Raw genomic sequence first — 25,641 nt, 5'->3', positions numbered from 1 at the left:
GTGGGGGTAGGGCGGGCCGAAACTCTCCAGGAGGTCATGATGGCCGAACACGATCTGCAGTTCCTGGCGGAGCTGGCGGCACAGCTGCGCGTCGACTCCGTCCGCGCCAGCGCCGCGGCGGGCTCGGGACATCCCACGTCATCCATGTCCGCGGCCGACCTGATGGCCGTGTTGTTCGCGAGACACCTCCGCTACGACTTCGACCAGCCGGACGACCCGGCCAACGACCACGTGATCCTGTCCAAAGGGCACGCTTCCCCCCTGCTGTACTCGCTCTACAAGGCGGCCGGTGCCATCGGTGACGAGGAGCTCCTGACGTTCAGGCGGCGCGGCAGCCGGCTGGAAGGGCACCCGACACCACGGCTGCCCTGGGTGGACGTGGCCACCGGCTCGCTCGGGCAGGGGCTGCCGGTGGGCGTCGGGGTGGCGATGGCCGGGCGGCTGGAACGCATGCCGTACCGGGTGTGGGTGCTCTGTGGCGACAGCGAGCTCGCCGAGGGGTCCATCTGGGAGGCCGCCGAGCACGCGGGCGGCGAGGGCCTCGCCAACCTGACCGCGATCGTCGACGTCAACAGGCTCGGGCAGAGGGGGCCCACCCCGCACGGGTGGGACACGGGCGCGTACGCGCGGCGCTTCTCGGCGTTCGGCTGGCACACGATCGAGATCGACGGGCACGACCCCGGCGAGATCGACTTCGCGCTGCAGGACGCCTGCAAGACGCGCAGGCGCCCCACCGCCATCCTGGCCAAGACCCGCAAGGGCGAGGGCGTGCTGGAGGTCGAGAACCGCGAGGGCGCCCACGGCAAGCCGCTCAAGGACGCCGGCAAGGCCGTCGACGAGCTGGGCGGGCCGCGGGACGTACGCGTCACCGTGCGCGGGCCGGACGCGGCCGCCGAGCCCTACCGGTTCGGCTCCGGCCCGTTGGAGCCGCCCGCGTACGAGGTGGGCGAGCAGGTCGCGACGCGGGCGGCGTACGGGGAGGCGCTGGCGGCGCTCGGCACGGCCCGCGGCGACGTCGTGGCGCTGGACGGCGAGGTGGCCGACTCCACCAGGACCGAGGCCTTCGCGCAGCGCTTCCCCGAGCGGTTCTTCGAGATGTACATCGCCGAGCAGCAGCTCGTCGCCGCCGCCGTCGGGATGCAGATCCGCGGATGGATCCCGTACGCCGCCACGTTCGCGGCGTTCCTGACCAGGGCGCACGACTTCATCAGGATGGCCGGGGTCAGCCGGGCGTCGATCCGGCTGATCGGGTCGCACGCCGGGGTGTCGATCGGCGAGGACGGCCCCTCGCAGATGGGGCTGGAGGACCTGGCCATGATGCGGGCCCTGTACGGCAGCACCGTGCTCTACCCGTGCGACGCCAACCAGACGGCCTCGCTGGTCGCCGAGATGGCCGGCGTCGAGGGCGTGTCCTATCTGAGGACCACGCGCGGCAGCACGCCCGTGATCTATCCGCCGGGCGAGCGGTTCCCCGTCGGCGGGTCACGGGTGCTGCGGCAGTCGAGCGGCGACCGGGCCACGATCGTGGCCGCCGGGGTGACCGTGCACGAGGCGCTGGCGGCGGCCCGCGAGCTGGAGACGGCTGGGGTCCCCGTGGGAGTGATCGATCTGTACTCGGTCAAGCCGGTCGACTCGGCGGTGCTGGTGGAGGCGGCCACCACCACGGGCAACCTGATCACGGTGGAGGACCACCGGCTCGAAGGCGGGCTGGGCGACGCGGTGCTGGACGCCGTCAGCGAGCTCGGGCCGCGCGTGGTGAAGCTGGCCGTGACCGAGCTGCCGGGGTCGGCGAAGCCGGAGGAGCAGCTCGCCGACGCCCGCATCGACCGCCGCGCGATCGTGGAGGCCGTCAAGCGGCTGCTGTGACCCGCTCGGGTCGGACTGCTCGCGCCGCCGGGCGCCCGGACGCGGCGGGGTGTCCGGGGCGGGGCCGGATGAGCGGGCGGGGGCATGGAGAGGCCGGCGGTCGAGGGGGTGGCGCGGTGCCGCCTCGCTCTCCCGCCGGCCTCGTGACGAGCCGGCCGCCTCCGGTCTGCGCGCCGGTCAGCGAGCCTTCGCCGTGGCCTTCCTGTTGGCCTTCTTGATGGCCGACACCAGCTCCTGCTTGGTCATCTTCGACCGGCCGCGCACGCCCAGCCTGGCGGCCACGCCCTGCAGGTGTTCCTTGCTGGCGTTGGCGTCGACACCCTCGGCCGTCCTGCCGGACCGGTCCGTTGCGCCCTTGTCGGAAGGACCTTTCTTCGACTTCGGCTCCCAGTGGTCGCCGACCTTCTCGAAGGAGTGCTTCAGCGCCGCGAACGCCGTCATGTGGGCGCGCCGCCCCTCGCCGTACTCCTGCACCGCCGAGTCGTGCGCCTTGATCCACGTGTTCTGCGCCTTCTTCGGCGAGCGCCTGATGGTCGACGGCAGTTCTTCGACTGCTGGCATGTCGCTTCACCTCCTACAGCGGTGGTTCGTCGTAGTGACGCCGTTCCTCGTACACGGTCGTCCTCCTGGTCTCGGGCTCCTCGTAGATCTCGTGACGGTGGACCGGCTCGTCGATGGGGCCGACCGCCCGGCGGGTGACGCGGATCCGGTAGATGCCGAACCCGAGTCCGACCAGGCCTCCGAGCATGAGGACCAGACCCACTACGTTGATGTCGAGGCCGGCGAGGTCGAACTCGACGGCCCAGGTGAGGATCGCACCGAGCATGATGAGGATGATGCTTCCGGCGATGGTCATCTGATTTACCTCCTTAACACGAAGGACCTCTATCCACATGTCGAAAAACAAACCAGTCGTGGTGATCGGGCTCATGGGATCGGGCAAGACGACGGCGGGCGTGCTGATCGCCGAGGCGCTGGGGCTGGGGTTCAGCGACAGCGATCCGTTCCTGAAGTCGAGGTACGGCGGCACCGCCGCGCAGATCGCTGCCCGCGAGGGCGCGGCCGCGCTGCACCTCTACGAGGCCGAGCACGTGCTGCTCGAACTGGCCGGCCCGCCCAAGGTGATCGCGGCGGCGGCGAGCACGGTCGAGGACCCCGAGGTCCGGGCGGCCATGCGGGCCGCGTTCGTGGTCTGGGTCGACGCCCCCGACAAGGTGCTGGCCGAGCGGATGCGTTCGAGCGATCACCGTCCCGACTTCGATCCGGCGGCCATGCGGGTCCGCCGCGAGGGCTATTTCCGTGAGGTGGCGAACACGGTGTGCGACGTCAGCGAGCTCAGCCCCGAGCAGGTGCGCGACAAGGTGGTGCGGGAAATGGGTTTGCCCGCCGGTGATCGCGACCGATAGGCAAGGGAGATGTTCGCCGAGAAACCCGTGCTGGAGGGCGCGCGCGTGACGCTGCGCCCGGTCGGTCCCGAGCACGCAGAAGGCCTGTATGAGCTGGTTCGCGACCCGGAGGTGCGGCGGCTGACGGGCTCGCACGGCGAGTTCGACTTCGAGGGCGCCCGCCGGTGGTGCGCGAGCCGGGCGCAGCACGCCGACCGGCTCGACCTGGCGATCATGACCGGCGACGGTTACGCGGGCGAGGTGGTCCTCAACGCGCTCGACCCCGCCAACCTGTCGTGCAACCTGCGCATCGCGCTGATCGGCCCCCGGGCGTTCGGCAGGGGCTACGGCACGGAGGCCATCGAGCTGGTCCTCGGGCACGCCTTCGGCACGACCCCGCTGCACCGGATCGAGCTGGAGGTCTACGCTTTCAACGACCGGGCTCGACACGTCTACAAGAAGATCGGCTTCGTGGAGGAGGGCGTGAAACGTGACTCCCTGTTGTGGGACGGCGCATGGCACGACTGCGTGATCATGGCGATGCTCCGCCCCGGGTGGCAGGCAAGATCCGGAACCCTGGCATAATGATCATGACGCATGGGTCCCCCGAGGCGCGCGGGGGACCTGTCGCGTCATTTCGGACAACCATTGGACGGTGTCGTGCATCTAAGCATCAGTGACGATGCGCTTGGTGCCTGGTGACCCCGAGAGGCTTGGCGGCTACTGGCTGGCCGCCAGGCTCGGCGCGGGCGGGCGCGGCGTCGTCTACGACGCCTACGACGACGACGGGCGCAGGTTCGCCGTCACGGTGCCGCGCGGCGAGGCGGAGCCCGAGTCGCGGGGCGAGGCGGGGCGCCGGTTCGAGGGGGTGACCTGCCGCCACCTGGCCGAGGTGGTCGACGCGGGGGTCGACGGCGGTGTCCCCTATGTGGTGAGCGAGTTCGTCGACGGGCCCGACCTGCGGCAGGCGATCGCCCTGCACGGGCCGTACGAACGCGACGAGTTGCTGGCGCTGGCCGGCTCGCTGGGGGCCGCGATCGACGCGCTGCACGAGGCGAAGCTGACGCACCAGGGGATCAGCCCGGAGAGCGTGCTCCTGGCCGCCGGGGGTCTCAAGGTGATCGAGCTCGGCCTGCCCGCCTGCCGGCCGGTGGGCGAGACGTGCACCTACCTCGCTCCCGAGGTCCTGACCGGTGAGGAGGCGGGCGCGCCCGCCGACGTGTTCGCCTGGGGCGCGGTGGTGGTGTACGCGGCCACGGGGCACGATCCGTTCCGCGGCGAGAGCCTGGGCGGCATCATGCACCGGCTGCTCACCTTCGACCCCGACCTGAGCGGCCTGCCCGATCCCCTGCGCGGCCTGGTCGGACGGGCCCTGGCCAAAAATCCCGCCGACCGGCCCGCGGCGGCCGAGCTGCTGGTCGGGGCCGGAGAGGTGCTGCGGCCCCCGGAAGGCCACGCGCGCCCGCGCTCGCTCGGCGAGAGGGCCGAGGAGGTGTACCAGTCGCTCACGCCCCGGCAGCAGGAGGAGGTGCCCGGGCTGCTGCTGCGCCTGCTCGACGGCGACAACCCGCACGACGAGGGCGACGTGCTCGGCTCGCTCATGGACGCCGGCCTGCTGGTACGCCGGAGCGTGCGCGTGGCGCCGGTCGAGACGTCCATGGGCAAGCTCGTGGCCCTCAGCGACGACCGGGTGGCCCCGGCCAGCGCCGCGCTCTACCGCGCCTGGCCCAGGCTGCGCGGCTGGGCCGCGGACGAGCGCGAGAGCATGCACGTGCACCGCCGGATCCGGGTGGCCGCCCGGCAGTGGTCGGAGCACCAGCGGGGCCGAAGCCGGCTCCTGCGCGGCGAGGCCCTCGACTCGGCGCTCGGCTGGGCCGCGACCAAGCGCCGCCACCTGCGGCTCAACCAGCTCGAACGCGACTTCATCAACGACAGCGTGGCCCTGTCCAAACAGCGCAGGAAGCTCCTCACCCCCTCCGTGGCGACGCTCGGCGCGCTGCTGGCCGCGGCGGTGACGATGTCCGTGATGTCCGTGTACGGCCAGTACGACCTGCGCGGCCGGCTCCTCGACGCCGACGCGCGGGCCGTGGCCGCCAGGGCCGAGGCGATGCGGTCGAGCGACCCGCGCACGGCGATGCGGCTCAGCGTGGCCGCCTGGCGGTTGTCACCCGTCTTCGAGGCGCGGGCCGCGCTGCAGGCCTCGCTCGTCCAGCCGGAGCTGGGCGTGTTCACCGACCCGGCCGCCGACCTGCGGGCCCGCTACCTGCTGCGCGGGGACGAGCTGATCCGGTGGGACACCGGCACGGTCACCGTCTGGGACGTGGCTCGGGGGCGGCGGCTCGCCTCGTACCGGCTGCCTGCGGGGAGCGTGGCGCTGAGCGACGACGGGCGTTACGCGGAGGGGGCGGGTGGGCGGCCGTTCGACGTGGCGACCGGCCGGCCGCCGTCCCCGGCCGCCACGTTCGTGATCACCAGGGCCGGCAGGACGCGGGTCTACCGGGGGTCGCAGGTGCTGTTCGACGTCGCCGGCCGCACGGTGGCGCTCGCCCGTGACGGGTCCAGGGCGGCGTTCTCCCGGCTGGACGGGCGGGTCGAGCTCTGGGAGCTGGCGCCGAAGACCCGGACGGGAACGGTCGAGGTCCAGCCACTCACCGGCCCGGACGCCGCGGCGCCCGCCCTCGCGTTCAGCCCTGACGGGACCACGCTGGCCGTGGCGGGGCGCGAGGGGGTCACGCTCATCGCCGCCGGCCGCGCCGCCGCCCGTACGCCGCGCTCCCAGCCCTCCGGGCCGCTGACCACCGCCACGGCCCCGCCGTCCCCCGAGCCTTCCACGCGGCCTTCCACCCCGCCCTCCTCGCGCCCCTCCGCCCCGAATTCCTCCCCGCCCTCCCCCCGGCCCTCCGCCCCGCCCTCCTCGGTTGAGAACCCGCCGGCCACGGGCGACGGACGTCCCTCCACCGGCGCCCTTCCCGGAGGCGGCGACGTACGAACCTCCCCGGCGGGGCGACCGGGTGCGGACAGCGTGCGGTTCTCGCAGGTGGAGGTGCCTGGCGAGGAGGGCACCAGGCCTGGCGGTGTGGACGGGGTCAGGAGTCCCAGCCCCGAGGACGGCGCAGAGATGTTCCGCGCGGAGGAGCAGCGGGCACCGACCGAGACCGGCGCCCTGACCCTGGGCACGGTGGACGGCGCGCTGGACGGACCGCCCGTCTTCAGCCCGGACGGCCGCCTGCTGGCCCTGCCGGGCGCCGGCGAGGTGCGGGTCTGGAACGTCGCCGAACGCCGTGTCTCCGGCTCCTACCCGCTCAAGGCCCCCGGGCAGGGACTTGCGTTCTCCGCAGATGGGCGCAGCCTGCGTTACCTGAGCGGCACCGGCTCGGTCGTCTCGCTGGACGTCGCAGGTCTCCCCGCCCACTCCGACGCGGGCCACACCGCCACCTTCAGCGGCAACGGCCGGTTCGCGGCCAAGGAGGTCGGCGACACGATCGAGCTCACCGACACCGTCGCGGGCAGGACGCTCGGCCGGATCGCCGCCGCCGGCGACCTGGCCTTCGACGCGGGCGGGCGGCTGCTCGCCGTCACGGGCGACCCCGTGACCGTGTGGGAGGTGGCCGGCGCCAGGCAGGTGACCTCCATCGACGCGGGCGGCGACGTACTCGCCGTGGCGCTCTCCCCCGACGGCGGCACGCTGGCCACCGCCCGCGGCAGCGCCCTTGAGACGTGGGACGTGCGCGAGGGCCGGCGGATCAAGGTGTACGAGGGCGCGGGAGACCTGGCGCTGGCCTTCTCCCCCGACGGCTCGACGCTGGCCGCGGGCGCCAACCTGCTCGACCTCCGTACCGGCAGGATCGCCCCGCTCGACCTCGCGGCGGCGCGGAACGCCCGGACCACGCCGACCGCGCTCGCCTTCTCCCCCGACGGCCGCACGCTGGCGTTCGGGCTGGACGGCGGCCGGGTGCTCCTCTGGGACGTGCACGAACGCGCGCCGCGCGGCACCATCGGCGCCGGCACGACACCCGTGGACGAGCTGCGCTTCTCGCCGAAGGGCGACCTGCTCGCGATCGACGCCGCCCGCACGTCGCTCTGGGACGTGCGGGCGCTGCGCGAGGTGGGGGAGCTGGGATCCTGGGCCGCCGGGCCGGCGTTCAGCCAGGACGGCAGGCGGCTGCGCGGGGTGGCGCTCGATGGCACCGTACGCGAGACCCCGGTCGATCCCGCGCTCACGGCGCAGGAGGTGTGCGCCAGGGCCGACGGCCCGCTGAGCGAGGCGGAGTGGAGCCGCCTCATACCGGAGAGCGGCTACAGGGACATCTGCTGACTCGACGACAAGCCGGCGACCAGAGAACGCAAAGCGGTCCCGCCCATGCCGGCCGCATGGACACCGTGCGAATCCCAGCCGTGCTGCGACACGCCACCGAGGACGAGTCGGAGCGGCTGCCGACGGGCGCCGGCGCGCCGCTGCGGGTTATCCTCCCGCTGTCAGGCACTCGTGGTCAGCGCGTCCACCTCGATCCCGTACTGGAAGGGCAGGCCCTGGGCGTATCTGGCGAGCTCGTCGAGCGCCAGGTCGGCGATGCGCCCCAGCTCGCCGCCGAGCGAGCCGGCGATGTGCGGCGTGAGCAGCACGTTGGGCAGGTCGTAGAGGGGTGAGCCGGCGGGCGGCACCTCGGGCTCGGTCACGTCGATCACCGCGTACAGCCGGCCGCTGGACAGCTCGGCGACGAGCGCGTCGTGGTCGACGAGCGCGCCGCGGGCGGTGTTGATCAGGGTGGCGCCGTCGCGCATCCGCGCGAGGCGGGCGGCGTCGACGAGGTGCCTGGTCTCGGGGAGCGCGGGCGCGTGCAGGCTGATCACGTCGCACCGCTCGAACAGCTCGTCGAGCTCGACGTGGGGCACGCCGAGGTCCTCCGTCAGGTAGGGGTCGGCGACGAGCACGTCGAGGTCGAACGGCCGCAGCAGCTCGATGACCCGCCGGCCGATCCAGGAGGCGCCGACGATGCCGATCGTGCGCCGGTAGTTGCCGAACCCGGGGAAGAGGCCCTCCAGGTCGAGGGACGTCCGCTGCTCGCGGTAGAGCCTGGCGATGTCCAGCACGCGCTTGTTGGCGAACAGGATCGAGGCCAGCGTGTATTCGGCGACGGGTTCGGCGTTGGCCGCCGCCGCGGAGGAGACGAGGATGCCGCGCTCCCAGCACGCGTCGGTGACGTGGTGTTTCACGCTGCCCGCCGCGTGGACGATCGCCCGCAGCCTCGGCGCCCTGGCCAGCACGTCGCCGGTGATCGGCGGGCACCACCAGCTCGTGCAGAGCACCTCGGCCTCGGCCAGCGCGCCGGCCACGGCCGGGTCGGCGAAGTCGTCGGCGACCAGGCCGGGGTCGGTGTCGGCGATGGCGGTCAGCCGGTCGCGCGCCTGCTCCGTGAAGAGCCGTCCCGCCACCTGCCGCCCCATGGCGAGCAGGGTTTTCGGCCGTACCTCAGTCATGACGCTCCCCCCGACGGTGATCCGATCTTAGCGTTTCATCACAAGCACTCCCATATCGCTCATGAGGGTGGCGGGGTCAATCGGGTACGGGCGGCGTCGATCCAGAGCCGGACGTTCGCCCGTTCACCGACCTCCAGCGCTTCCCGGTAGTGGGCTTCCCGCGGGCGGCCCTTCCCGATCGTGACGTCGTCCTGGTGCCTGCCGGCCTGTCCTGCATGTCAGGACGATGTGCTGCAAAGGTGGTTCTGTCGGTATGTTGGCCCACGTGCCAGAACGCAAAACCGGGCCGACGACCGCACCGACGACCGAGCTGGTGACCTTCGGCGAGACCATGGCGCTGTTCGCCGCCCGCCGCACGGGGCCGATGCGCTTCGCCCGCGACTTCGACCTGGGTCTGGGCGGCGCCGAGTCGAACGTCGCGATCGGCGTCGCCCGGCTCGGCCACCGCGCGACCTGGGTCGGCAGGGTCGGGGCCGACGAGTTCGGCGACCTGATCCGCTCGACCCTGCGGGGCGAGGGCGTGGACGTGCGGGCCATCGCCGACCCCGACGCGCCGACCGGGCTGATGATCAAGGGCAGGCGCACGGCCGACCTCATCGATGTGCGCTACTACCGCAAGGACAGCGCGGGCTCGCGGCTGTGCGCCGCCGACCTCGACCCGGAGCTCATCCGGTCGGCCCGCGTGCTGCACGTCTCCGCGATCACGCCCGCGCTCTCCGGCACGGCCCGCGAAGCCGTACACCACGCGATCGCCGAGGCCCGGGCCGCGGGGGTGCTCGTCTCGCTCGACGTCAACTACCGCAGGGCGCTGTGGACGCCCGCCGAGGCGGGGGCGTGGCTGCGCGAGACGGTCGGCGACGTGGACGTGCTGTTCGCGACCGAGGCCGAGGGCCGGCTGATCGCCGACGTCGAAGGCGCCACCGAGCTGGCCGGGGCGCTGGGGAAGCTCGGCCCGCGGCACGTGCTGATCAAGTTCGGGGCCGAGGGCGCCATGGAGCTGTCCGACGGCGTCGAGCGGCGGGCGGAGCCCTACGCCGTGACCGAGGTCGACTCCGTGGGGGCCGGCGACGCGTTCGCGGCCGGCTGGCTGGCGGACTGGCTGGCAGGGGCGCAGCCCGCGCAGCGGCTCAGCACGGCGTGCGCGGCGGGGGCGTTCGCCGTGACCTCGCAGGGCGACTGGGAGAGCCTGCCACGGCGGGCCGACCTGAGCCTGCTGCGGCGGCCCGCCGACGGTGTGAGCAGGTGATCACGGCGCCTCGCCGCAGGTCGTCAACGGGGCCGATGCGGCACGACCGGGCCTAGCGAGCAGCCCCAGGCCGGAGCCGGCGCCCACGTCATCGGGGCCATTCCTTTCCCTGTTTCCGCTACGGGCTTGGGGGCAGGCGGGGAGGACTCGTCCGGGGGAAGGAACAATGATGACTGATGTTTCCGGCATGGGTTCCGGGCCGAACGACGAGCGCGAGGTGCTCACCAACCGGCAGGGACACCCGGTCTACGACAACCAGAACCAGCGGACGATCGGCCCGCGCGGCCCCGCGACGCTGGAGAACTACCAGTTCCTGGAGAAGATCAGCCACTTCGACCGGGAGCGCATTCCCGAGCGCGTGGTGCACGCCAGGGGCACGACCAGCTATGGCTTCTTCGAGGCGTACGGCAAGCTCGGCGACGAGCCGATCAGCCGGTTCACCAGGGCCAAGCTCTTCCAGGAGGCGGGCAGGCGCACCGACGTCGCCCTGCGCTTCTCCACGGTGATCGGCGGCCGGGACTCCGCGGAGACCGCCCGTGATCCGCGCGGTTTCGCGATCAAGTTCTACACCGAGGACGGCAACTGGGATCTCGTCGGCAACAACCTGGCGGTCTTCTTCATCAGGGACGCCATCAAGTTCCCTGACGTGATCCACTCGCTCAAGCCGGACCCGGTCACGTTCCGGCAGGATCCCAACCGCATCTTCGACTTCATGTCGCAGACGCCCGAGAGCCTGCACATGCTGGTCAACCTGTTCAGCCCGCGCGGCATCCCCGCCGGCTACCGGCACATGCAGGGGTTCGGCGTGAACACCTACAAGTGGGTCAACCGGCAGGGCGAGTCGTTCCTGGTGAAGTACCACTGGATGCCCAAGCAGGGCGTGCGCAGCATGACCGAGGCCGACGCCTCGGTCATCCAGGGGAACGACCTGGGGCATGCCACCAAGGACCTGCACGACGCCATCGAGCGCGGCGACTACCCGGAATGGGAGCTGCTGGTCCAGCTGATGAGCGACGACGAGCATCCCGAGCTCGACTTCGACCCGCTGGACGACACCAAGGTGTGGCCGGAGAACGAGTTCCCCGCCCTGCCGGTCGGCCGGCTGGTGCTCGACAGGAACGTGGACAACCAGTTCGCCGAGAACGAGCAGGCCGCGTTCGGCACCGGCGTGCTCGTGGACGGGCTCGACTTCTCCGACGACAAGATGCTCATCGGCCGGACGTTCTCCTACAGCGACACCCAGCGCTACCGCGTCGGGCCCAACTACCTGCAGCTGCCGGTCAACCAGGCCAGGAACGCCGCCATCCGCACCAACCAGCGCGACGGGCTGATGACGTACTTCGTCGACACCGGGGGCGAGGACCCGCACATCAACTACGAGCCGTCGCTGCGCGGCGGCCTGCGCGAGGCCGAGTACCCGCATCCTGACGAGGTCGGCCCCGAGGTCAGGGGGAGGCTCACCCGCAAGCGCATCCCGCGCGCCAACGACTACGTCCAGCCGGGGCAGCGCTACCTGCTCATGGAGCAGTGGGAGCGCGACGACCTCGTGCACAATTTCGTCTCCGCGCTGCGGCAGTGCGACCGGGGCATCCAGGAGCGCATGGTCTGGCACTTCCTGCTCGCCGAGGACGAGCTCGGGCTGCGCGTCGGCGAAGGGCTGGGCATCAGCCCCGACGACGTGGCGGGGCTGGAGCCGTTGAAGAGCCAGGACCTCACCGACGAGGACCGTGACCGGCTGGCCAAGCTCGGCAGGAACGGCCCTCGCGACGTCGAGGGTCTGAAGATGACGCACTGCGTGCCGAACGAGCGCGCCGCGCACGCCGAGCGCTGACCTGCCACTTTATGTCCGGGCCTCTGGGGGGTAGGGCTCGGGCATAGGGAGGTGCCCACGATGGATGACAAGCAGTGGAACGTGCAGATCTGGATCCATGAGGACGACGAGGACGCCGTGACCACGGCCACGGCGGTCCTGTTCACGGCGGACGGCAAGCGGCACGAGAGTGTGGGACGCGCGCGGCGCAATCCCGTCGACCGGCCCGTACCCGGGATCGGGGACGAGCTGGCCGTCGGGCGGGCGTTGTCCGACCTGTCGGCCAAGCTCATCCAGGACGGCGCGGAGGACGTCGCCCAGTTGTCCAGCCCTGTGTGATGAGCAGGGTCTGACCGGCCGGGCCGGCCGGCTGGCTCATCAGGGCTAGAGCAGGCCGGCGGCGGCCAGGAGCTTACCGATCCTGCCGGTCTCCTCGTCGTTGAGCGGGGTCTGCGGGAGCGCGGTGATCGGGCAGTCGATGACGCCGCGCAGGTGCAGCGCGGCCTTGAACGCCCCGAGGCCGGACGAGCTGCCGCCCATGCGCGAGCCGCCGACGCGGACGATCTCGAACAGCCTGACCAGGCGCTCCTGCTCGACCCTGGCCGCCTCCCAGTCGCCGCGGGAGGCGCAACGGTAGAGCTCGGCGTAGCCGTGCGGGTCGACGTTGCCCAGCCCGGGCACCACTCCGTCGGCACCCATCCACAGGGCCGAGTCCACGGTCACCTCCGACCCGGTCAGCACGCTGAACGGCGCCGTACGGCCCATGATGACCTCGCGCAGGCCGCCGTCGTCGCCGCTGGAGTCCTTGACCCCGGCCAGCGCGCCCTCCGCGGCCAGTCCGAGCACCAGCTCGGCGCTCAACTTGGTGTGCACCGACACGGGCAGGTCATAGGCGTAGACCGGCAGCCCGCCCTGCGCGGCGATCGTACGGAAATGCGTGCGGATCTCGTCGGGGTGGGTGCGCGTGTAGAACGGCGCGGTCGCCACCAGCCCCGACACTCCGGCCTCGCGCGCGACGCGGGCGTGTTCGAGCACCCGCGGCGTCGTCATGTCGATCACCCCGGCCAGCACCGGCACCTGACCGCCCACGTGCCCCACCACGGTGTCCAGCACGACCCTCCGCTGCGCGTCCGTCAGGTACGCCACCTCCGACGAGGAGCCCAGCACGAACAGCGCGTCCACTCCCCCGGCCAGCAGATGGTCGACCAGCCGGGTGAGCGACGCGGTGTCCACCTGGTAGTCGCGGGTCATGGGAGTGCACACCGGAGGGATCACACCGGTAAGCCTCATGGGCGCTCCTGGATCAGTTCGAGGTCGGTCGCTCCTGCCGCCACCGGATGGTGGCAGTGGAACAGATGGTCGTCGTCCGTCCGCGCCGCGGGCATCTCCGCCGCGCAGGCGTCGTCCGCCCGCCAGCACCGCGTGCGGAACGGGCAGCCGCTCGGCGGCCTGGTGGCCGAGGGTACGGCGCCCACGAGCGGGATCGGGTTGATCGGCGAGATCAGCCCGGGGGTGGCGGAGAACAGCGCCCGCGTGTACGGGTGCCGGGCGCTCAGCGGCACGGCCTGCGCGGGCGTCTGCTCGACGATCCGGCCCAGGTACATGGTGACGACGCGGTCGCTCATCCTGCGTACGGTCTGGATGTCGTGCGAGACGAACACCAGGGCCAGGCCGAGCCGTTCCTTGAGGTCGAGCAGCAGGTTGAGGATCTGGGCGCGGACGGACACGTCGAGCGCGCTGGTGGGCTCGTCGGCCACGACCAGCTCGGGTTCGAGGGCGAGCGCCCTGGCCACGGCCACGCGCTGGCGCTGGCCGCCGGACAGCTGGCTGGGCAGCGCGTCGGCGGCGCTGGACGGCAACCCGACCAGGTCGATCAGCTCGCGTACGCGGGCGTCGCGCTGGGCGGGCGTGCCGCGGCGGTGCACGTTGAGCGGGTCGCGCAGCACCTGCCGGACGGGCAGGCGCCGGTTGAGCGCCGTGGACGGGTCCTGGAAGATCATGCCGACGTTCGACCCGACGAGCGCGCGCCGTTCCCCCTCCTTGAGGCCCCACAGGTCCTTGCCGCGGAAGGTCACGGTGCCGCTGGTCGGCCGCTGCAGGCCGACCAGCACCTTGGCCAGCGTCGACTTGCCGCATCCCGACTCGCCGACGATGCCGACGGTCTCGCCGGCGGCGACGGTGAGGTTCGCGCCGGTCAGGGCGTAGACGCGGTCCCGCGTGAAGAGGCCGCCGGAGCGGGCCTTGTGCACGACGTGCACGTCGTCGAGCTCAAGCACGCTGCTCGCTCCTCGTCTCGCGGTTCGGGTCCGTTTCTGCGGCCACCGGGTGGTGGCAGGCCACCGCGTGCGTGGCGTCCCCGTTGAGCGGGCCCAGCAGGACGGGGGCGTCGGTACGGCACACGTCGGTGGCCATCGGGCACCGGTCGGCGAACCGGCAGCCGTCGGGGAAGTCGGCGGGGGCGGGCACGACGCCGCGGATCTGCGTGAGCCGCTCGGCCCCGGCCTCCAGCGACAACACCGAGCCCAGCAGGCCGCGGGCGTAGTGGTGGGCGGGCGCGCCGACGAGGGAGGGCGTGGCGCCGGTCTCGACGATCTGGCCGCCGTACATGACGACCACGCGGTCGGTGACGTCGGCGACCAGCGCGAGGTCGTGCGAGACGAGGATCAGCGCGAACCCGAGCTCCTCGCGCAGCTTCAGCAGCAGCTCGATGACCTGCGCCTGGACGGTCACGTCGAGCGCGGTGGTGGGCTCGTCGGCGACGATCAGCTTGGGCTCGCGCGACAGCGCCATCGCGATCAGCACCCGCTGCCGCTGCCCGCCCGACAGCTCGTGCGGGTAGGACGACAGGGTGCGGGGGGCGTCGAGGCCGACGAGTTCGAGCAGCTCGGCGGGGGTGCGCCGGCCGCCGCGGCGGGTGAGCTGCTTGAGCTGGGCGTTGATGGTCATGGCGGGGTTGAGCGAGGACAGCGCGTCCTGGTAGATCATCGCCATCTCGTGCCCGAGCAGCCGGCGGCGGGCGCGGCGCGGCAACGAGAGCAGCTCCCGCTGGTCGAAACGCACGTGGCCGCTGACGCGGGCGTCACGGGGTTGCAGGCCCATGATGGTCAGCGCGGTCAGCGACTTGCCGCAGCCCGACTCGCCCACCAGGCCGAGCACCTCGCCGGGACGTACCTCGAAGCCGATGCCGTCGACGATGTCCACTCCCTCGGCGAACCCGATGCGCAGCCGCTCCACCGTGAGGATCGGCGGCCCCTGGGGCAGCGGGCGGGCGCGTTCGGCCAGCCGGCGCGCGGCCTCGGCCAGCCCGGGCAGCTCGACGACCTCGCCGGAGCCCGGCTGGGCCCGCTCGAAGGCGTCCTCGTCCTTCCTGACCGGCGCCTTGCGGGCGGCGGGCGCGGCCCAGGCGTCGGAGATGCCTTCGGACAGGATGTTCAGGGCGAGCACGGTCAGCAGGATCAGCAGGCCGGGGAAGACCGTGCCCCACCAGCCGCCGAGCAGCACCAGGTTCTTGCCGTCGGCGATGACGCTGCCCCACGACGGGTCCGGCGGCCGCACGCCGGCGCCGATGAACGACAGCGACGCCTCGAACACGATCGCGTCGGCCACCATCACCGTGCAGAACACCAGCACCGGCGCCGCGCAGTTGATCGCGACGTGCTTGATGACGATGTGCGGGGTGCGGGCGCCGATGATGCGCTCGGCCGCGACGTAGTCCTCGCCGTACTGGGCGAGGACGTTGGCGCGTACGACCCTGGCCACGGACGGCATGTAGAGGAAGGCGATGGCCATGACCAGGACGGGGATGCTGCCGCCGAACACGGCCACGAGCACGGCCGCCAGCGCGATGCCGGGGAACGCCATGATGACGTCGAGCAGGCGCATGATCGTCTCGTCGACGGCCCGGCGCGAGGTGGCGGCGACGGCGCCGATGGCCGCGCCGGCCACCAGGGCGAGCCCGGTCGCGCCGAGGCCGATGATGAGCGACCAGCGAGCGCCGTACAGGAGCCTGGACAGGATGTCGCGGTTGGCGCTGTCGAGCCCCATCCAGTGCTCGGCCGACGGGCCGCCGCCGGACGCCTCCTGGAAGAACGGCGAGTGCGGCGCGATGAGCGGCGCCAGCACCGCCGCCAGCACGACGGCGGCGATGAGGCCGAGCGAGATCCACGACAGCGGCTTCAGCCTGCGGAACGTCACGCCGGGCCGGGCCAGGCGGTCGGTGAGTCCACGTCTCATGAGGCGCTCCTGAGGCGGGGGTTGACCAGCAGGTAGAGGACGTCGACGGCCAGGTTGACGATCATGAAGCCGACGGCGATGGTCAGCACCACGCCCTGGACGACGGCGGGGTCGCCGTCGCGCACGGCGTTGATCATGAGCTGTCCCATGCCGGGCAGCCCGTAGATCGTCTCGATGACCACGGTGCCGCCGATCAGGTAGCCGATGCGCAGGCCGAGCACCGTCAGCGGGTTGATCAGCGCGTTGCGCAGCACGTTCCTGCCGATGACCACGATCGGCGGCAGGCCGCTGCCGTACGCGGTGCGTACGTAGTCGCGGTCCAGCTCCTCCACCACCGACGTGCGGATGATGCGGGTGAGCTGGGCGGCGATCGGCAACGACAACGACAGGGCGGGCAGCGTCATCGACCGCAGCCAGCCGGCGAACGAGTCGGCCGGGTTGATGTAGCCGCTGGTGGGGAACAACCCCTCACCGACCGCCAGCCACTGGATCATCAGCAGCGCCAGCCAGAACGACGGGGCCGCCACCCCGACCAGCGACACCAGGCGGACGAGCTGGTCCGGCCAGCGGTCGCGGTACAGCGCCGCGACCACGCCGAACACGAACGACAGCACGAGCCCCACGACCAGGCCGAGAAGCGTCAGCTGCAGCGTCAGCGGCAGGGCCGTCGTCACCGACTCGATGACCGGCTTCCTGGTGAGCACGCTGGTGCCCATGTCGCCCTGCGCCAGATCCATGACGAAGCGGACGTAGCGCACCGGGAGCGGGTCCAGCAGCCCGTTCTCGAGCTGGAACTGGCGGATCTGCTCGGCGGTCGGGTTCGCGCCCTGGAAGTAGGCGTACTCCGGCTTGCTGTTGGAGAAGCGCATCACGATGAACACGAACGCGATCACGCCGAGCACCAGCGGGATCAGGATGAGGAGCCGCCGCAGCAGCATCCGGGCGACGAGCGTCATGTCCTCTTGGCCTGGAGGAGGTTGATGCCGGGGTACGGCTGGGCCTCGACGCCGGACAACTTCTTCGCGTCCCAGGCGGTCATGAGCTCGGTGTGGACGACCGGGTAGAGCACGGCCTGCTCAGCGATCATGTCCAGATATTTGTGGACCGTCGCCTTCTTCTTCTCCTTGTCCGGCTCCTCGGTGGCCTCGTCCATCAGGGCGAACAGCGCCTCGGCGTCCTTGCTGCCGTCGTAGCCGGCGTACTTCATCCACAGGCCGCCCTCGACGAAGTTGTAGCGGCAGATCAGGTCGGCGTCCATGCCGAACTGGTTGGGGTTCGAGGCCGCGGCGACCACCTGGTAGTCCTGGCCCTGGTCCATCTTGGTGAACAACGCCGCCGTGTCCTGCGGCTCCAGCGTGGTCTTGATGCCGACCGCCTCCCACGAGGCGGCGATGGTCGGCAGGCAGTCGGCGATCCAGCTCACGTTGACGGCCATCAGATTGACCGTCAGGTTGCTGACGCCCGCCTCCTTCAGCAGCGCCTTCGCCTTGTCGGGGTCGTAGTCGTAGACGACGGAGGCCCGCTTGTGGTCGGGGTGGCCCTCGTTGAGGAAGGAGCTGGAGGCCGTGCCGTGACCCTTGAGCGCCACGTCGATCATCTTCTGCTTGTCGATCGCGTAGTGCAGCGCCTGGCGCACCCGTACGTCGTCGAACGGCTTGGCCGCCGTGTTGAACATCAGGAACATGTGGTTCATGCCCTTGCCGCCCTCGACCGTCAGCCCCTGCTGCTTGAGCTGGTCGACGTTGGCGTAGGGGATGTTGTCGGCGATCTGCGCCTCGGCCGAGCCACCGGAGATCTTGGCCACGCGGGCGGCGGCGTCGACGATCGTCAGCCAGTTCATCTTCTTGACCGTGGCGGGGCGCGGGCCGTTGTAGCCGTCGTACGCCTCGAAGGAGGTGTTGGACTTGGGGTTGTGCGCGGCCAGCTTGTACGGCCCCGACCCCACGGCCTTGCCGCCTTTGGCCTGGTCCCAGGCGCCGGCCTCGCCGAACACGTGCTTGGGCATGATCTTGGCGATGGTCAGCCGGGGAGCGGCGTCGGCGAAGGGGAACTTGAAGACCAGCTCGACGTTCCGGTCGTCGATCTTCTTCACCTCCTTCAGCCAGGACCTGAAGAAGTTGCCGATCAGCACGTTGGCCTCGGGGTCGAGGACCCGTTCGAAGGTGAAGACGACGTCGTCGGCGGTGACCGGCTTCCCGTCGTGCCACGTGGCGCCCTCGCGGAGGGTGAACTTCCATGAGGTCGCGTCCAGGTCGGACGGCAGCTCGGTGGCGAGCGCGGCGTACGGCTCGCGGGTGATCGGGTCGGTGTCGAGCAGCCCTTCGTAGACGTGGCTGATCCCCGCCATCGCGAAGGCGGACGCGGTCTGCGTCGGGTCCCAGCTCTGGTCGTTGCCGTAGCCGATGACGGCGGTGATCAGGTCCTTGTTGGTTCCGGCGCCGACCGAGCCGGTCGACGCCGGGCCTCCGGAACAGGCGGAGAGGGTGGCCGCGATGAACGCCGCCGCACCCGTCGCTCCGCTGTAACGCAGGAAGTCGCGGCGGCTGAAGTCAGAGCTCACGGATGCCTCCTGAGGGGGTAGAACATGGGACGTCCCATGTCCTATCTTTTGCGTAAGTGGGACGCTAGATGGCAATCCGGCCTGAGGTCAACCAAAGATTTCCGTAATGTTACGTAAGTGGCTATGAGAAGGTGACTCTTCATGACGACAGTCCCGCGCCCGGTACGTCCGAGCAGGGCCGTGGAGGCCCAGGAGGGCGTGAAGGACCTCATCGTGAGGCGCGGGCTGGTGGCGGGCGACCCCCTGCCCACCGAGTCGGAGCTCATGGAGGAACTGCAGGTCAGCCGCAACTCGATCAGAGAGGCGCTGAAAGCCCTGCAGGCGGTCGGCATCGTGGACATCCGGCACGGCTTCGGCATGTTCGTGGGACGGATGTCGCTCGCGGGCCTCGTCAACGAGCTGACCTTCCACAGCCGCATCACGCTGCAGAACGGCAAGAACCACCTGGCGAACCTCATCGAGATCCGCGAGATCCTGGAGAGCGGCCTCGTCGAACGCCTCATCGAGCTCGACCCCGCCGCCGACCTGACCCCGGTGGCCGACGTCATCGTCAGGATGGAGGCCGAGGCGGAGGTCGGGCCCGTCTCGCCGGAGACCGACCGCCTCTTCCACGACCTCCTCTACCGGCCGCTCGGCAACCCGCTCGTCAGCCAGCTGCTCGGCGCGTTCTGGGACGTCTATTACCAGCTGCGCGACCAGCTCGGGGTGCCGGACGAGTCGCCCGACGACGTGGTCACACGGCACCGCGACATCTACACCGCCGTGCTCGCGGGCGACCGGGCCGCCGCGGTGGCCGCCGTACACGCCCACTTCAAGGGCGTGCGCAACCGCGTGGGCAGGATCAGCGGCTAGCCGTACGGTGCGGGACCGGCGGCGGGCGCGGCGGGCTCAGTGCGCGGGCCAGCGCTCCACGCGGCGCCAGCGTTCGCGCCAGTCCGCGTACCACCTGGCGAACCAGGGATGAGACCCGGCCAGCGGCATGACGTAGGCGACCGTCTCCAGGTAGTAGCTCCGCTGGAAGCGCCACGGCATCCGCTGCAGCTCCTGCACGTTGCTCGCCCGGTCGGCCAGCTTCACCAGCACGGCCTGCGGCGGGGCCTTGACGAGAGAAGCCAGGTAGTCGGCCTTCCCTCCCCCGCGCGGTTTGGTCACCCAGCGCACGAGCGCGGCCACGCGGGGCCCGAACCTGCCCGCGATCTCCGCCTCGGTGCACGACGTGTCCTCCAGCACGTCATGCAGCACGATCGCCACCAGCACGTCCTTGTCGTCCACCCCGGCGCCCGCCACCGCCACCTCCAGCGCCTCCAGCAGATGGTCGAGGTACGGTCGCCCGGTGGGCCGCTGCTGCGCCCCGTGCCACCTCCGCGCGAACGCCACCGCGTCGCGCAGGGCGCCCACGGTCTCCGGCGGTAGCGCCTCACCGAGAGGCCCTTCCGCCTCCCTCCAGGACGTCCAGCTCGTGAAGGTCTCCATCCCGTTCCTCTCGATATGGCCGTGCCCCGAGGTGTCCTAGGCTGAACACTATGGCCGAGATCGCCGTCCCCGACGGGTCGTGGACGTTCAACGGAGAAGTCCTGCGCATCGTGCCCGGCAGCGACAAGGACGTCCACGAGCTACGCAGGACACTGGGCGAGGTCGTGGTCCCGATGACGGCGATCGCGGGCGTGACGTACGAGCCGGGGCGCAAGGGTGGGCACGTACGCCTGCGCCTGCGCAAGGGGGCCGACGCGCTGTCCGACGTCGTCGCCGGCCTGCTGGGACCGCCCGCCGACCCCTACCGCCTGGCGGTGCCGAAGAACCGCGCGGGCGCCGGCGAATACTTCGCCGACGAGATCCGCGACACCCTGCTCGTCTACCAGACGCCGAGCGGCCCCTGCGACGACTACCTGCTGCCGGCCCCGCCGGTGCCCATCTCCGCCACCGCCGGCGACGGCACCGCGCTGTTCGACGGCGAGCGGGTGCGCCTGGAGTGGACCGGCTTCGCGAGCACCGACAAGGAGAAGGCGGGGCCGCAGGAGTTCCCGCTGTCCGACATCGCCGGGGTGGAGTGGAAACCCCAGTCCGGCATGGGCTACGGCACGCTGCGCTTCCGGCTCAAGGGCGAGCGGCCGGCGCACCAGCCGCCGCAGAAGGACCCGCGCTGCGTGTCCTGGGGCATCCAGCGCTACGGCGGCGCGACCGCCCTGGTGGCCGCCGCCGTGCTCGCCCACCTGCCGCGCGACGTGCCCGAGCTGCCGCCTCCGCCGGCGCCCGCTTCCGGCGACGTGCACGACGCCGTGCTGCGCCGCCTGGCCGAGCTCGGCGAGCTGCACCGCGCCGGCGTGCTGACCGACGAGGAGTTCACCACGGCCAAGCAGGCCGTGATCCGCCGCCTGCAGGAGTCGTAGGCGAAGGTCCGAGGAGAGACCATGACACCCGACGAAGAAGAACTCCTGCGCCGCGCCATCGCGCTGGCCGCCGAGGCCCGCGCCGGCGGCGATCCGCCGTTCGGCTCGCTGCTGGCCGGGCCCGACGGGACCGTGCTGGCCGAGGAGCGCAACTCCTCGCTCACCGACCGCGACATCACCGCCCACCCGGAGCTCAAGCTGGCCCGCTGGGCCGCCCGCGAGCTCGACCCGGCCACCGCGGCCGCCACGACCATGTACACGAGCTGTCAGCCGTGCGGCATGTGCGCGGGCGCCATCGCGCGCTCGGGCCTGGGCCGGGTCGTCTACGCGCTGTCCGGCGAGCAGCTCGACGGGCTCAAGCCGCCCGGCACCGCCTTCACCGACCCGCCCGGCGAGGGGCCCGCCCTCTACGCCGAGGCCCGCGTACCGGTCGAGGGCTACTACCGCTGACCACCGGTGAGGGCACGGTCTGACCCTAGGACTCGAGGTCCGGAGGCCGGGAGTGCTCACTCACCAGTCGGCTATCAGGCACCGAGTCTGCCCCAAGAGCATCCTCAGTAGCTCCCATTAGAGGCCGGGGAGGCGGGCCACGCCGTCGCGGCGGGCCTGGTCGGCGACCGCGGCGGCGACGGCGGGCACGACCCGGGGGTCGAACGGTTCCGGGATGATCCGGCCGGCCGACAGTTCCTCCTCGACCACGGCGGCCAGGGCGTGAGCGGCGGCGATCTTCATGTTCTCGGTGATGGCCGAGGCGCGGGCCGACAGGGCGCCCCTGAAGACGCCGGGGAAGGCCAGCACGTTGTTGATCTGGTTGGGGAAGTCGCTGCGCCCGGTGGCCACGACGGCGGCGTGCTCCTGGGCGATCCCGGGGTGGATCTCCGGCTCGGGGTTGGACAGCGCGAAGACGATGGAGCCGGGCGCCATGGAGGCGATGGCCTGCTCGCTGATCGTCGAGCCCGACAGGCCGATGAAGACGTCGGCCCCGGCCAGAGCCTCCTCGGTCGTGCCGGTGTGGCCGGACTGGTTGGTGCAGCCCGCGATGATGGCCTTGTGGGGGTTGAGGTCGTCGCGGCCGGTGTGGAGGACACCCTTGCTGTCCGACACGGCGACCTCGCCGATGCCGGCGTTCAACAGCATGCTCGCGACGGAGAGGCCGGAGGCGCCCGCCCCCGCCACGACGGCGCGGAGATCCCACAACCGCCGGCCGGTCACCCGTGCCGCGTTGCGCAGCGCGGCCAGCACCACGATGGCGGTGCCGTGCTGGTCGTCGTGGAAGACGGGGATGTCCAGCACCTCCCTGAGCCGGCGCTCCACCTCGAAGCAGCGCGGCGCGCTGATGTCCTCGAGGTTGATGCCGCCGAACGACGGGGCCATCCGGACGATCGTCTCCACGAGCTCGTCGACGTCCGTGCAGTCCAGGCAGATGGGCACCGAGTCCACGCCGCCGAACTGCTTGAACAGCAGCGCCTTGCCCTCCATGACCGGCATGGCCGCGGTGGGCCCGATGTCGCCGAGCCCGAGCACGGCGGTGCCGTCGGTGACGACCGCCACGACGTTGGAGCGCCAGGTGTAGTCGTCGGCCAGCTCGGGCCGCTCGGCGATGGCGGTGCAGACGCGGGCCACCCCCGGCGTGTAGGCGAGGGACAGATCGTCCAGGTCACGCACCTGGACGGACGGGCGCGTCTCCAGCTTGCCGCCCTCGTGCAGGCGGAAGGCCGGGTCCTGGTCGAGGAGCGCGGCGAGGCCGATGGCCGGTGCGGTGATTTCGGTAGTCATGTCGTGCTCCTAGAACCGCAGCAGCCGGCCGGACGGGGTGCGCGTGTCCGGCGCCTCGAACCTGGGATCACGTGAGGTCTGCCGGGTTTTCTTGAGCTGTGTGCGTTTCATGATTTCCGCACCTTTCTGCGCCTGCCGTACACCGGCCGGCACGCTGGAATTCGGCGAACAACACAAGCCGAGTGTCACACGGCGTGCATTTACCGGTCACCCCACGAACCCCCTACGTCCGAAGGCTCCCCTGCTAGAGGTACGAGGCGATAGGGGTTGTCCGCGCTAGGGGTAGCCCGGGACATTTCGAAGGACAGATTCCGGCGAAAGGACAACGATGACGGTCCTGACCGCTTTTCCCACGGAGGCATTACTCGATCCGAGGACTCCATCGGTGCGCTTCTCGCGGCTCCTGGATCCCGACTCGGTGGTGCCGATAGACGGCGACGACGGCAGCGGCGTGCAGGCCGTGCACGGGCTGGTCGACGGCTCGCCCGTGATCGCCTACTGCACCGACGCGACAATCATGGGCGGCGCGCTGGGCTGGGCGGGCGCGAACCGTATCGTCGAGGCCATCCAGCTGGCCGTCCGCCGGCGCTGCCCGGTGATCGGGCTGTGGCATTCCGGCGGCGCCCGGCTGGCCGACGGCGTGGAGTCGATGGACGGTGTGGGGCGCATGTTCGCCGCCATGACGGCTGCCTCGGGCCTGATCCCGCAGATCTCGGTCGTGCTCGGACCGGCCGCGGGCGCGGCCGCGTACGGGCCCGCGCTGACCGATGTGATCATCATGTCGGACGCCGGCCGGGTCTTCATCACCGGCCCCGACGTCGTCCGCACGGTCACCGGCGAGAACATCGACATGGCAGGGCTCGGCGGCCCGGACGCGCACGGCCCCAAGTCGGGCGTCGCGCACGTCACGGTCGACTCGGAGGAGGCCGCGTACGACCGCGCCCGCCTCCTGACGGGGTTCTTCACCCGGCCGGGCGGCTACGACTTCGCCGCGCTGCGCGAGCCGCGCGACCTGCGCGCGCTGCTCCCCGACATGCCGCGGCGCGCCTACGACGTCCGGCCGCTGGTCCGCGCCGTGCTGGACCCCGACTTCCTGGAGCTGCAGCCGCGCTGGGCCCCCAACATGGTGGTCGGGCTCGGGCGGCTCGGCGGCCGGGCCGTCGGCGTGATCGCCAACAACCCGCTGCGCAAGGGCGGCTGCCTCGACTCGCTCTCGGCGGAGAAGGCCTCGCGTTTCGTGCGGATGTGCGACTCGCTCGGCGTCCCGCTGGTGGTCGTGGTCGACGTTCCCGGCTACCTGCCCGGCGTCCAGCAGGAGTGGGGCGGCGTGGTCAGGCGGGGCGCGAAGCTGCTGCACGCCTTCGCCGAGTCGGTCGTCCCCCGGGTGACGCTGATCACCCGCAAGTCGTACGGCGGCGCCTACATCGCCATGAACTCCAGGTCGCTGGGGGCGACCGCGGTGTACGCCTGGCCCGACGCGGAGGTGGCGGTGATGGGGGCCGAGGCGGCGGTCGGCATCCTGCACCGCAAGAAGCTGGCCGCGGTGCCCGAGCCCGAGCGGCCGGACCTGCACGCACGCCTGGTGGAGGAGCACCAGCGCACGGCCGGCGGGGTCGAGCGGGCCATGGCACTCGGCGTGGTGGACGAGGTCATCTCCCCCTCCGAGACCCGGCTCCGGCTGGCGGAAGCACTCGAACGGGCGCCGCAGTCCCGCGGTTGCCACTCCAACATCCCGCTATGAAACGAGGTGACCCATGTCGTTCGTCAAAGTCATGCTCATCGGGGGACCGAACCACCTGCCGGTCGAACGGCGGTTCTTGACCGTCGCGCCGGGCTGCGAGAAGATCAAACTGCCTTTCGGCAGTGGGTACGAGCACTTCCTCCACAGAGGTGAGCGAACGCGCGTGGACGGGCAGGAGCTTCCCGTCTTTACCTGGATCATGCGGACGGCCATCGCGGAGTAGGAATGTCGGCGTTGCTCGCCATCAGCGATCTCCACGTGGGCTATGCGGACAACCGGGAGATCGTGGAGGCACTGCGGCCCCGGTCCGCCACCGACTGGTTGCTGATCGCGGGCGACGTCGCCGAGCTCATGGCCGACATCGAATGGGCGCTGCGCCTGCTCAGCGGGCGCTTCGCCAAGGTCGTGTGGGTCCCGGGCAACCACGAGCTGTGGACCCATCCGAGCGACCCCGTGCGGTTGCGCGGCGCCGAACGTTACGACCATCTGGTGCGGCTCTGCGGCGAGCTGGGCATCGTCACGCCCGAAGATCCCTACCCGGTCTGGGAGGGCTCGCTCGTCGTGGCGCCGCTGTTCGTGTTGTACGACTACTCCTTCCGGGTCCCCGGCGTGCGCTCCCGGGCCGAGGCGCTGGCCCAGGCCTACGAGCGCGGCGTGGTGTGCACGGACGAGATGTTGCTGCATCCCGACCCGTACCCGTCCCGGCAGGCCTGGTGCGCGGCCCGGGTCGAGCTGACCGAGCGGCGGCTGGGCGAACTGCCCGCGGACCTGCCGACGGTGCTGATCAACCACTATCCCCTGGTACGCCGGCCCACCGACGTCCTGCGCTATCCCGACTTCGCCCTGTGGTGCGGCACCGAGCGCACCGCCGACTGGCACGTGCGGTTCAACGCGCGCACGGTCGTCTACGGGCACCTGCACATTCCCCGCACCACCTGGCACAACGGCGTGCGGTTCGAGGAGGTCTCGCTGGGATATCCCCGCGAATGGCGACCCCGGCCCACCGAACCGGGCCGTCTGCGGCGAATAAGCTGACCGGGGAATTCGTGTCCGCCCTTAAGGGTGAGCTAGGGGTGGGAAAAGCGTGCGGGCGGCGCTTGAATACAGGTAACACAGTTTTGAAGGTGTTTATCCCGCCGGCGAGGTGAGGCATTGAGCT

Annotated in this window: 23 protein-coding genes; 13 read left to right on the top strand and 10 right to left on the bottom strand. The window is 71.4% G+C overall.

The features are described from left to right. Positions 1–39: 39 nt before the first annotated feature. Positions 40–1,866 carry a transketolase gene (locus ABGA98_RS13880; RefSeq protein ID WP_347618654.1) on the top strand — a complete coding sequence of 609 codons (1,827 nt, stop codon included), beginning with the start codon at positions 40–42 and terminating at the stop codon, positions 1,864–1,866. A gap of 177 nt (positions 1,867–2,043) precedes the next feature. On the opposite strand, the gene ABGA98_RS13875 is transcribed toward ABGA98_RS13880, so the two are convergent. Together ABGA98_RS13875 and ABGA98_RS13870 are read right to left on the bottom strand one after the other, a co-directional pair. Next, entirely contained in the window at positions 2,044–2,427 is a 384-nt protein-coding gene (locus ABGA98_RS13875; RefSeq protein WP_347618653.1) for a ChaB family protein, read from the bottom strand. A 13-nt stretch (positions 2,428–2,440) separates the two neighbouring features. Then, a complete protein-coding gene (locus ABGA98_RS13870; RefSeq protein WP_347618652.1) occupies positions 2,441–2,722 on the bottom strand; it encodes a hypothetical protein in 282 nt (93 codons plus the stop codon). Between the two features lie 37 nt (positions 2,723–2,759). On the opposite strand from ABGA98_RS13870, the gene ABGA98_RS13865 reads away from it, so the two are divergent. From ABGA98_RS13865 to ABGA98_RS13855, 3 genes are all read left to right on the top strand, one after another. Next, positions 2,760–3,272, top strand: coding sequence for a shikimate kinase (locus ABGA98_RS13865; protein WP_347618651.1), 513 nt, complete (start codon positions 2,760–2,762; stop codon positions 3,270–3,272). Between the two features lie 9 nt (positions 3,273–3,281). Next, positions 3,282–3,836, top strand: a complete 555-nt coding sequence (locus ABGA98_RS13860; RefSeq protein WP_347618650.1) for a GNAT family protein — start codon at positions 3,282–3,284, stop codon at positions 3,834–3,836. Positions 3,837–3,933: 97 nt separating this feature from the next. Then, positions 3,934–7,566 (top strand): serine/threonine-protein kinase, encoded by a 3,633-nt coding sequence (locus ABGA98_RS13855; protein ID WP_347618649.1) that lies wholly within the window; start codon positions 3,934–3,936, stop codon positions 7,564–7,566. 161 nt (positions 7,567–7,727) lie between these two features. Here the strand turns inward: ABGA98_RS13855 and ABGA98_RS13850 are convergent, their stop codons facing one another. Further along, positions 7,728–8,729 (bottom strand): hydroxyacid dehydrogenase, encoded by a 1,002-nt coding sequence (locus ABGA98_RS13850; protein ID WP_347618648.1) that lies wholly within the window; start codon positions 8,727–8,729, stop codon positions 7,728–7,730. Between the two features lie 265 nt (positions 8,730–8,994). Between ABGA98_RS13850 and ABGA98_RS13845 the strand changes: the two genes are divergently transcribed. The 3 genes from ABGA98_RS13845 to ABGA98_RS13835 all read left to right on the top strand — a co-directional run bounded on the left by ABGA98_RS13845 (position 8,995) and on the right by ABGA98_RS13835 (position 12,124). Further along, positions 8,995–9,975, top strand: a complete 981-nt coding sequence (locus ABGA98_RS13845; protein ID WP_347618647.1) for a sugar kinase — start codon at positions 8,995–8,997, stop codon at positions 9,973–9,975. 169 nt (positions 9,976–10,144) lie between these two features. Further along, complete coding sequence (locus ABGA98_RS13840; RefSeq protein ID WP_347618646.1) at positions 10,145–11,806, top strand: catalase; 1,662 nt, start codon at positions 10,145–10,147, stop codon at positions 11,804–11,806. Positions 11,807–11,866: 60 nt separating this feature from the next. Further along, a complete protein-coding gene (locus ABGA98_RS13835; RefSeq protein ID WP_347618645.1) occupies positions 11,867–12,124 on the top strand; it encodes a DUF1876 domain-containing protein in 258 nt (85 codons plus the stop codon). Positions 12,125–12,169: 45 nt separating this feature from the next. Here the strand turns inward: ABGA98_RS13835 and ABGA98_RS13830 are convergent, their stop codons facing one another. The 5 genes from ABGA98_RS13830 to ABGA98_RS13810 are packed head-to-tail and all read right to left on the bottom strand — an operon-like array spanning position 12,170 to position 18,578. Then, entirely contained in the window at positions 12,170–13,075 is a 906-nt protein-coding gene (locus ABGA98_RS13830; RefSeq protein ID WP_347618644.1) for a dihydrodipicolinate synthase family protein, read from the bottom strand. Continuing rightward, positions 13,072–14,061 (bottom strand): ABC transporter ATP-binding protein, encoded by a 990-nt coding sequence (locus tag ABGA98_RS13825; RefSeq protein ID WP_347618643.1) that lies wholly within the window; start codon positions 14,059–14,061, stop codon positions 13,072–13,074. The genes ABGA98_RS13830 and ABGA98_RS13825 overlap by 4 nt, the downstream gene beginning before the upstream one ends. Beyond that, complete coding sequence (locus ABGA98_RS13820; protein WP_347618642.1) at positions 14,054–16,018, bottom strand: dipeptide/oligopeptide/nickel ABC transporter permease/ATP-binding protein; 1,965 nt, start codon at positions 16,016–16,018, stop codon at positions 14,054–14,056. The genes ABGA98_RS13825 and ABGA98_RS13820 overlap by 8 nt, the downstream gene beginning before the upstream one ends. Next, positions 16,015–16,974, bottom strand: a complete 960-nt coding sequence (locus tag ABGA98_RS13815) for an ABC transporter permease (RefSeq protein ID WP_347618641.1) — start codon at positions 16,972–16,974, stop codon at positions 16,015–16,017. Before ABGA98_RS13815 ends, ABGA98_RS13820 begins: the two co-directional genes overlap by 4 nt. After that, a complete protein-coding gene (locus ABGA98_RS13810; protein WP_347618640.1) occupies positions 16,971–18,578 on the bottom strand; it encodes an ABC transporter substrate-binding protein in 1,608 nt (535 codons plus the stop codon). Before ABGA98_RS13810 ends, ABGA98_RS13815 begins: the two co-directional genes overlap by 4 nt. Before the next feature lie 141 nt (positions 18,579–18,719). On the opposite strand from ABGA98_RS13810, the gene ABGA98_RS13805 reads away from it, so the two are divergent. Beyond that, positions 18,720–19,430 (top strand): FCD domain-containing protein, encoded by a 711-nt coding sequence (locus tag ABGA98_RS13805; RefSeq protein WP_347618639.1) that lies wholly within the window; start codon positions 18,720–18,722, stop codon positions 19,428–19,430. Between the two features lie 36 nt (positions 19,431–19,466). Here ABGA98_RS13805 and ABGA98_RS13800 read toward each other — a convergent pair whose 3' ends face one another. Continuing rightward, positions 19,467–20,051: an HD domain-containing protein gene (locus ABGA98_RS13800; RefSeq protein ID WP_347618638.1), complete on the bottom strand. Its 585-nt coding sequence runs from the start codon at positions 20,049–20,051 to the stop codon at positions 19,467–19,469. A gap of 50 nt (positions 20,052–20,101) precedes the next feature. Here ABGA98_RS13800 and ABGA98_RS13795 point away from each other — a divergent pair, with 50 nt between their 5' ends. Both ABGA98_RS13795 and ABGA98_RS13790 read left to right on the top strand, forming a co-directional pair. Further along, positions 20,102–20,965: a DUF4429 domain-containing protein gene (locus ABGA98_RS13795; RefSeq protein WP_347618637.1), complete on the top strand. Its 864-nt coding sequence runs from the start codon at positions 20,102–20,104 to the stop codon at positions 20,963–20,965. Between the two features lie 21 nt (positions 20,966–20,986). Continuing rightward, positions 20,987–21,415 (top strand): nucleoside deaminase, encoded by a 429-nt coding sequence (locus ABGA98_RS13790; protein ID WP_347618636.1) that lies wholly within the window; start codon positions 20,987–20,989, stop codon positions 21,413–21,415. A 117-nt stretch (positions 21,416–21,532) separates the two neighbouring features. Here the strand turns inward: ABGA98_RS13790 and ABGA98_RS13785 are convergent, their stop codons facing one another. Further along, a complete protein-coding gene (locus ABGA98_RS13785; RefSeq protein ID WP_347618635.1) occupies positions 21,533–22,741 on the bottom strand; it encodes an NADP-dependent malic enzyme in 1,209 nt (402 codons plus the stop codon). Positions 22,742–23,069: 328 nt separating this feature from the next. Here ABGA98_RS13785 and ABGA98_RS13780 point away from each other — a divergent pair, with 328 nt between their 5' ends. Genes ABGA98_RS13780 through ABGA98_RS13770 form a run of 3 tightly spaced genes read left to right on the top strand, consistent with a single transcriptional unit; the run spans position 23,070 to position 25,517 of the window. Next, positions 23,070–24,482: a carboxyl transferase domain-containing protein gene (locus ABGA98_RS13780; protein WP_347618634.1), complete on the top strand. Its 1,413-nt coding sequence runs from the start codon at positions 23,070–23,072 to the stop codon at positions 24,480–24,482. Positions 24,483–24,495: 13 nt separating this feature from the next. Next, complete coding sequence (locus tag ABGA98_RS13775) at positions 24,496–24,705, top strand: DUF5988 family protein (RefSeq protein ID WP_347618633.1); 210 nt, start codon at positions 24,496–24,498, stop codon at positions 24,703–24,705. A gap of 2 nt (positions 24,706–24,707) precedes the next feature. Then, entirely contained in the window at positions 24,708–25,517 is an 810-nt protein-coding gene (locus ABGA98_RS13770; protein WP_347618632.1) for a metallophosphoesterase, read from the top strand. Positions 25,518–25,641 lie beyond the last annotated feature (124 nt).

It is taken from the genome of Nonomuraea sp. B1E8 (genome assembly GCF_039871515.1).
Taxonomy (GTDB): Bacteria; Actinomycetota; Actinomycetes; order Streptosporangiales; family Streptosporangiaceae; genus Nonomuraea.
This window is presented reverse-complemented; position numbering and strand designations above follow the sequence as displayed.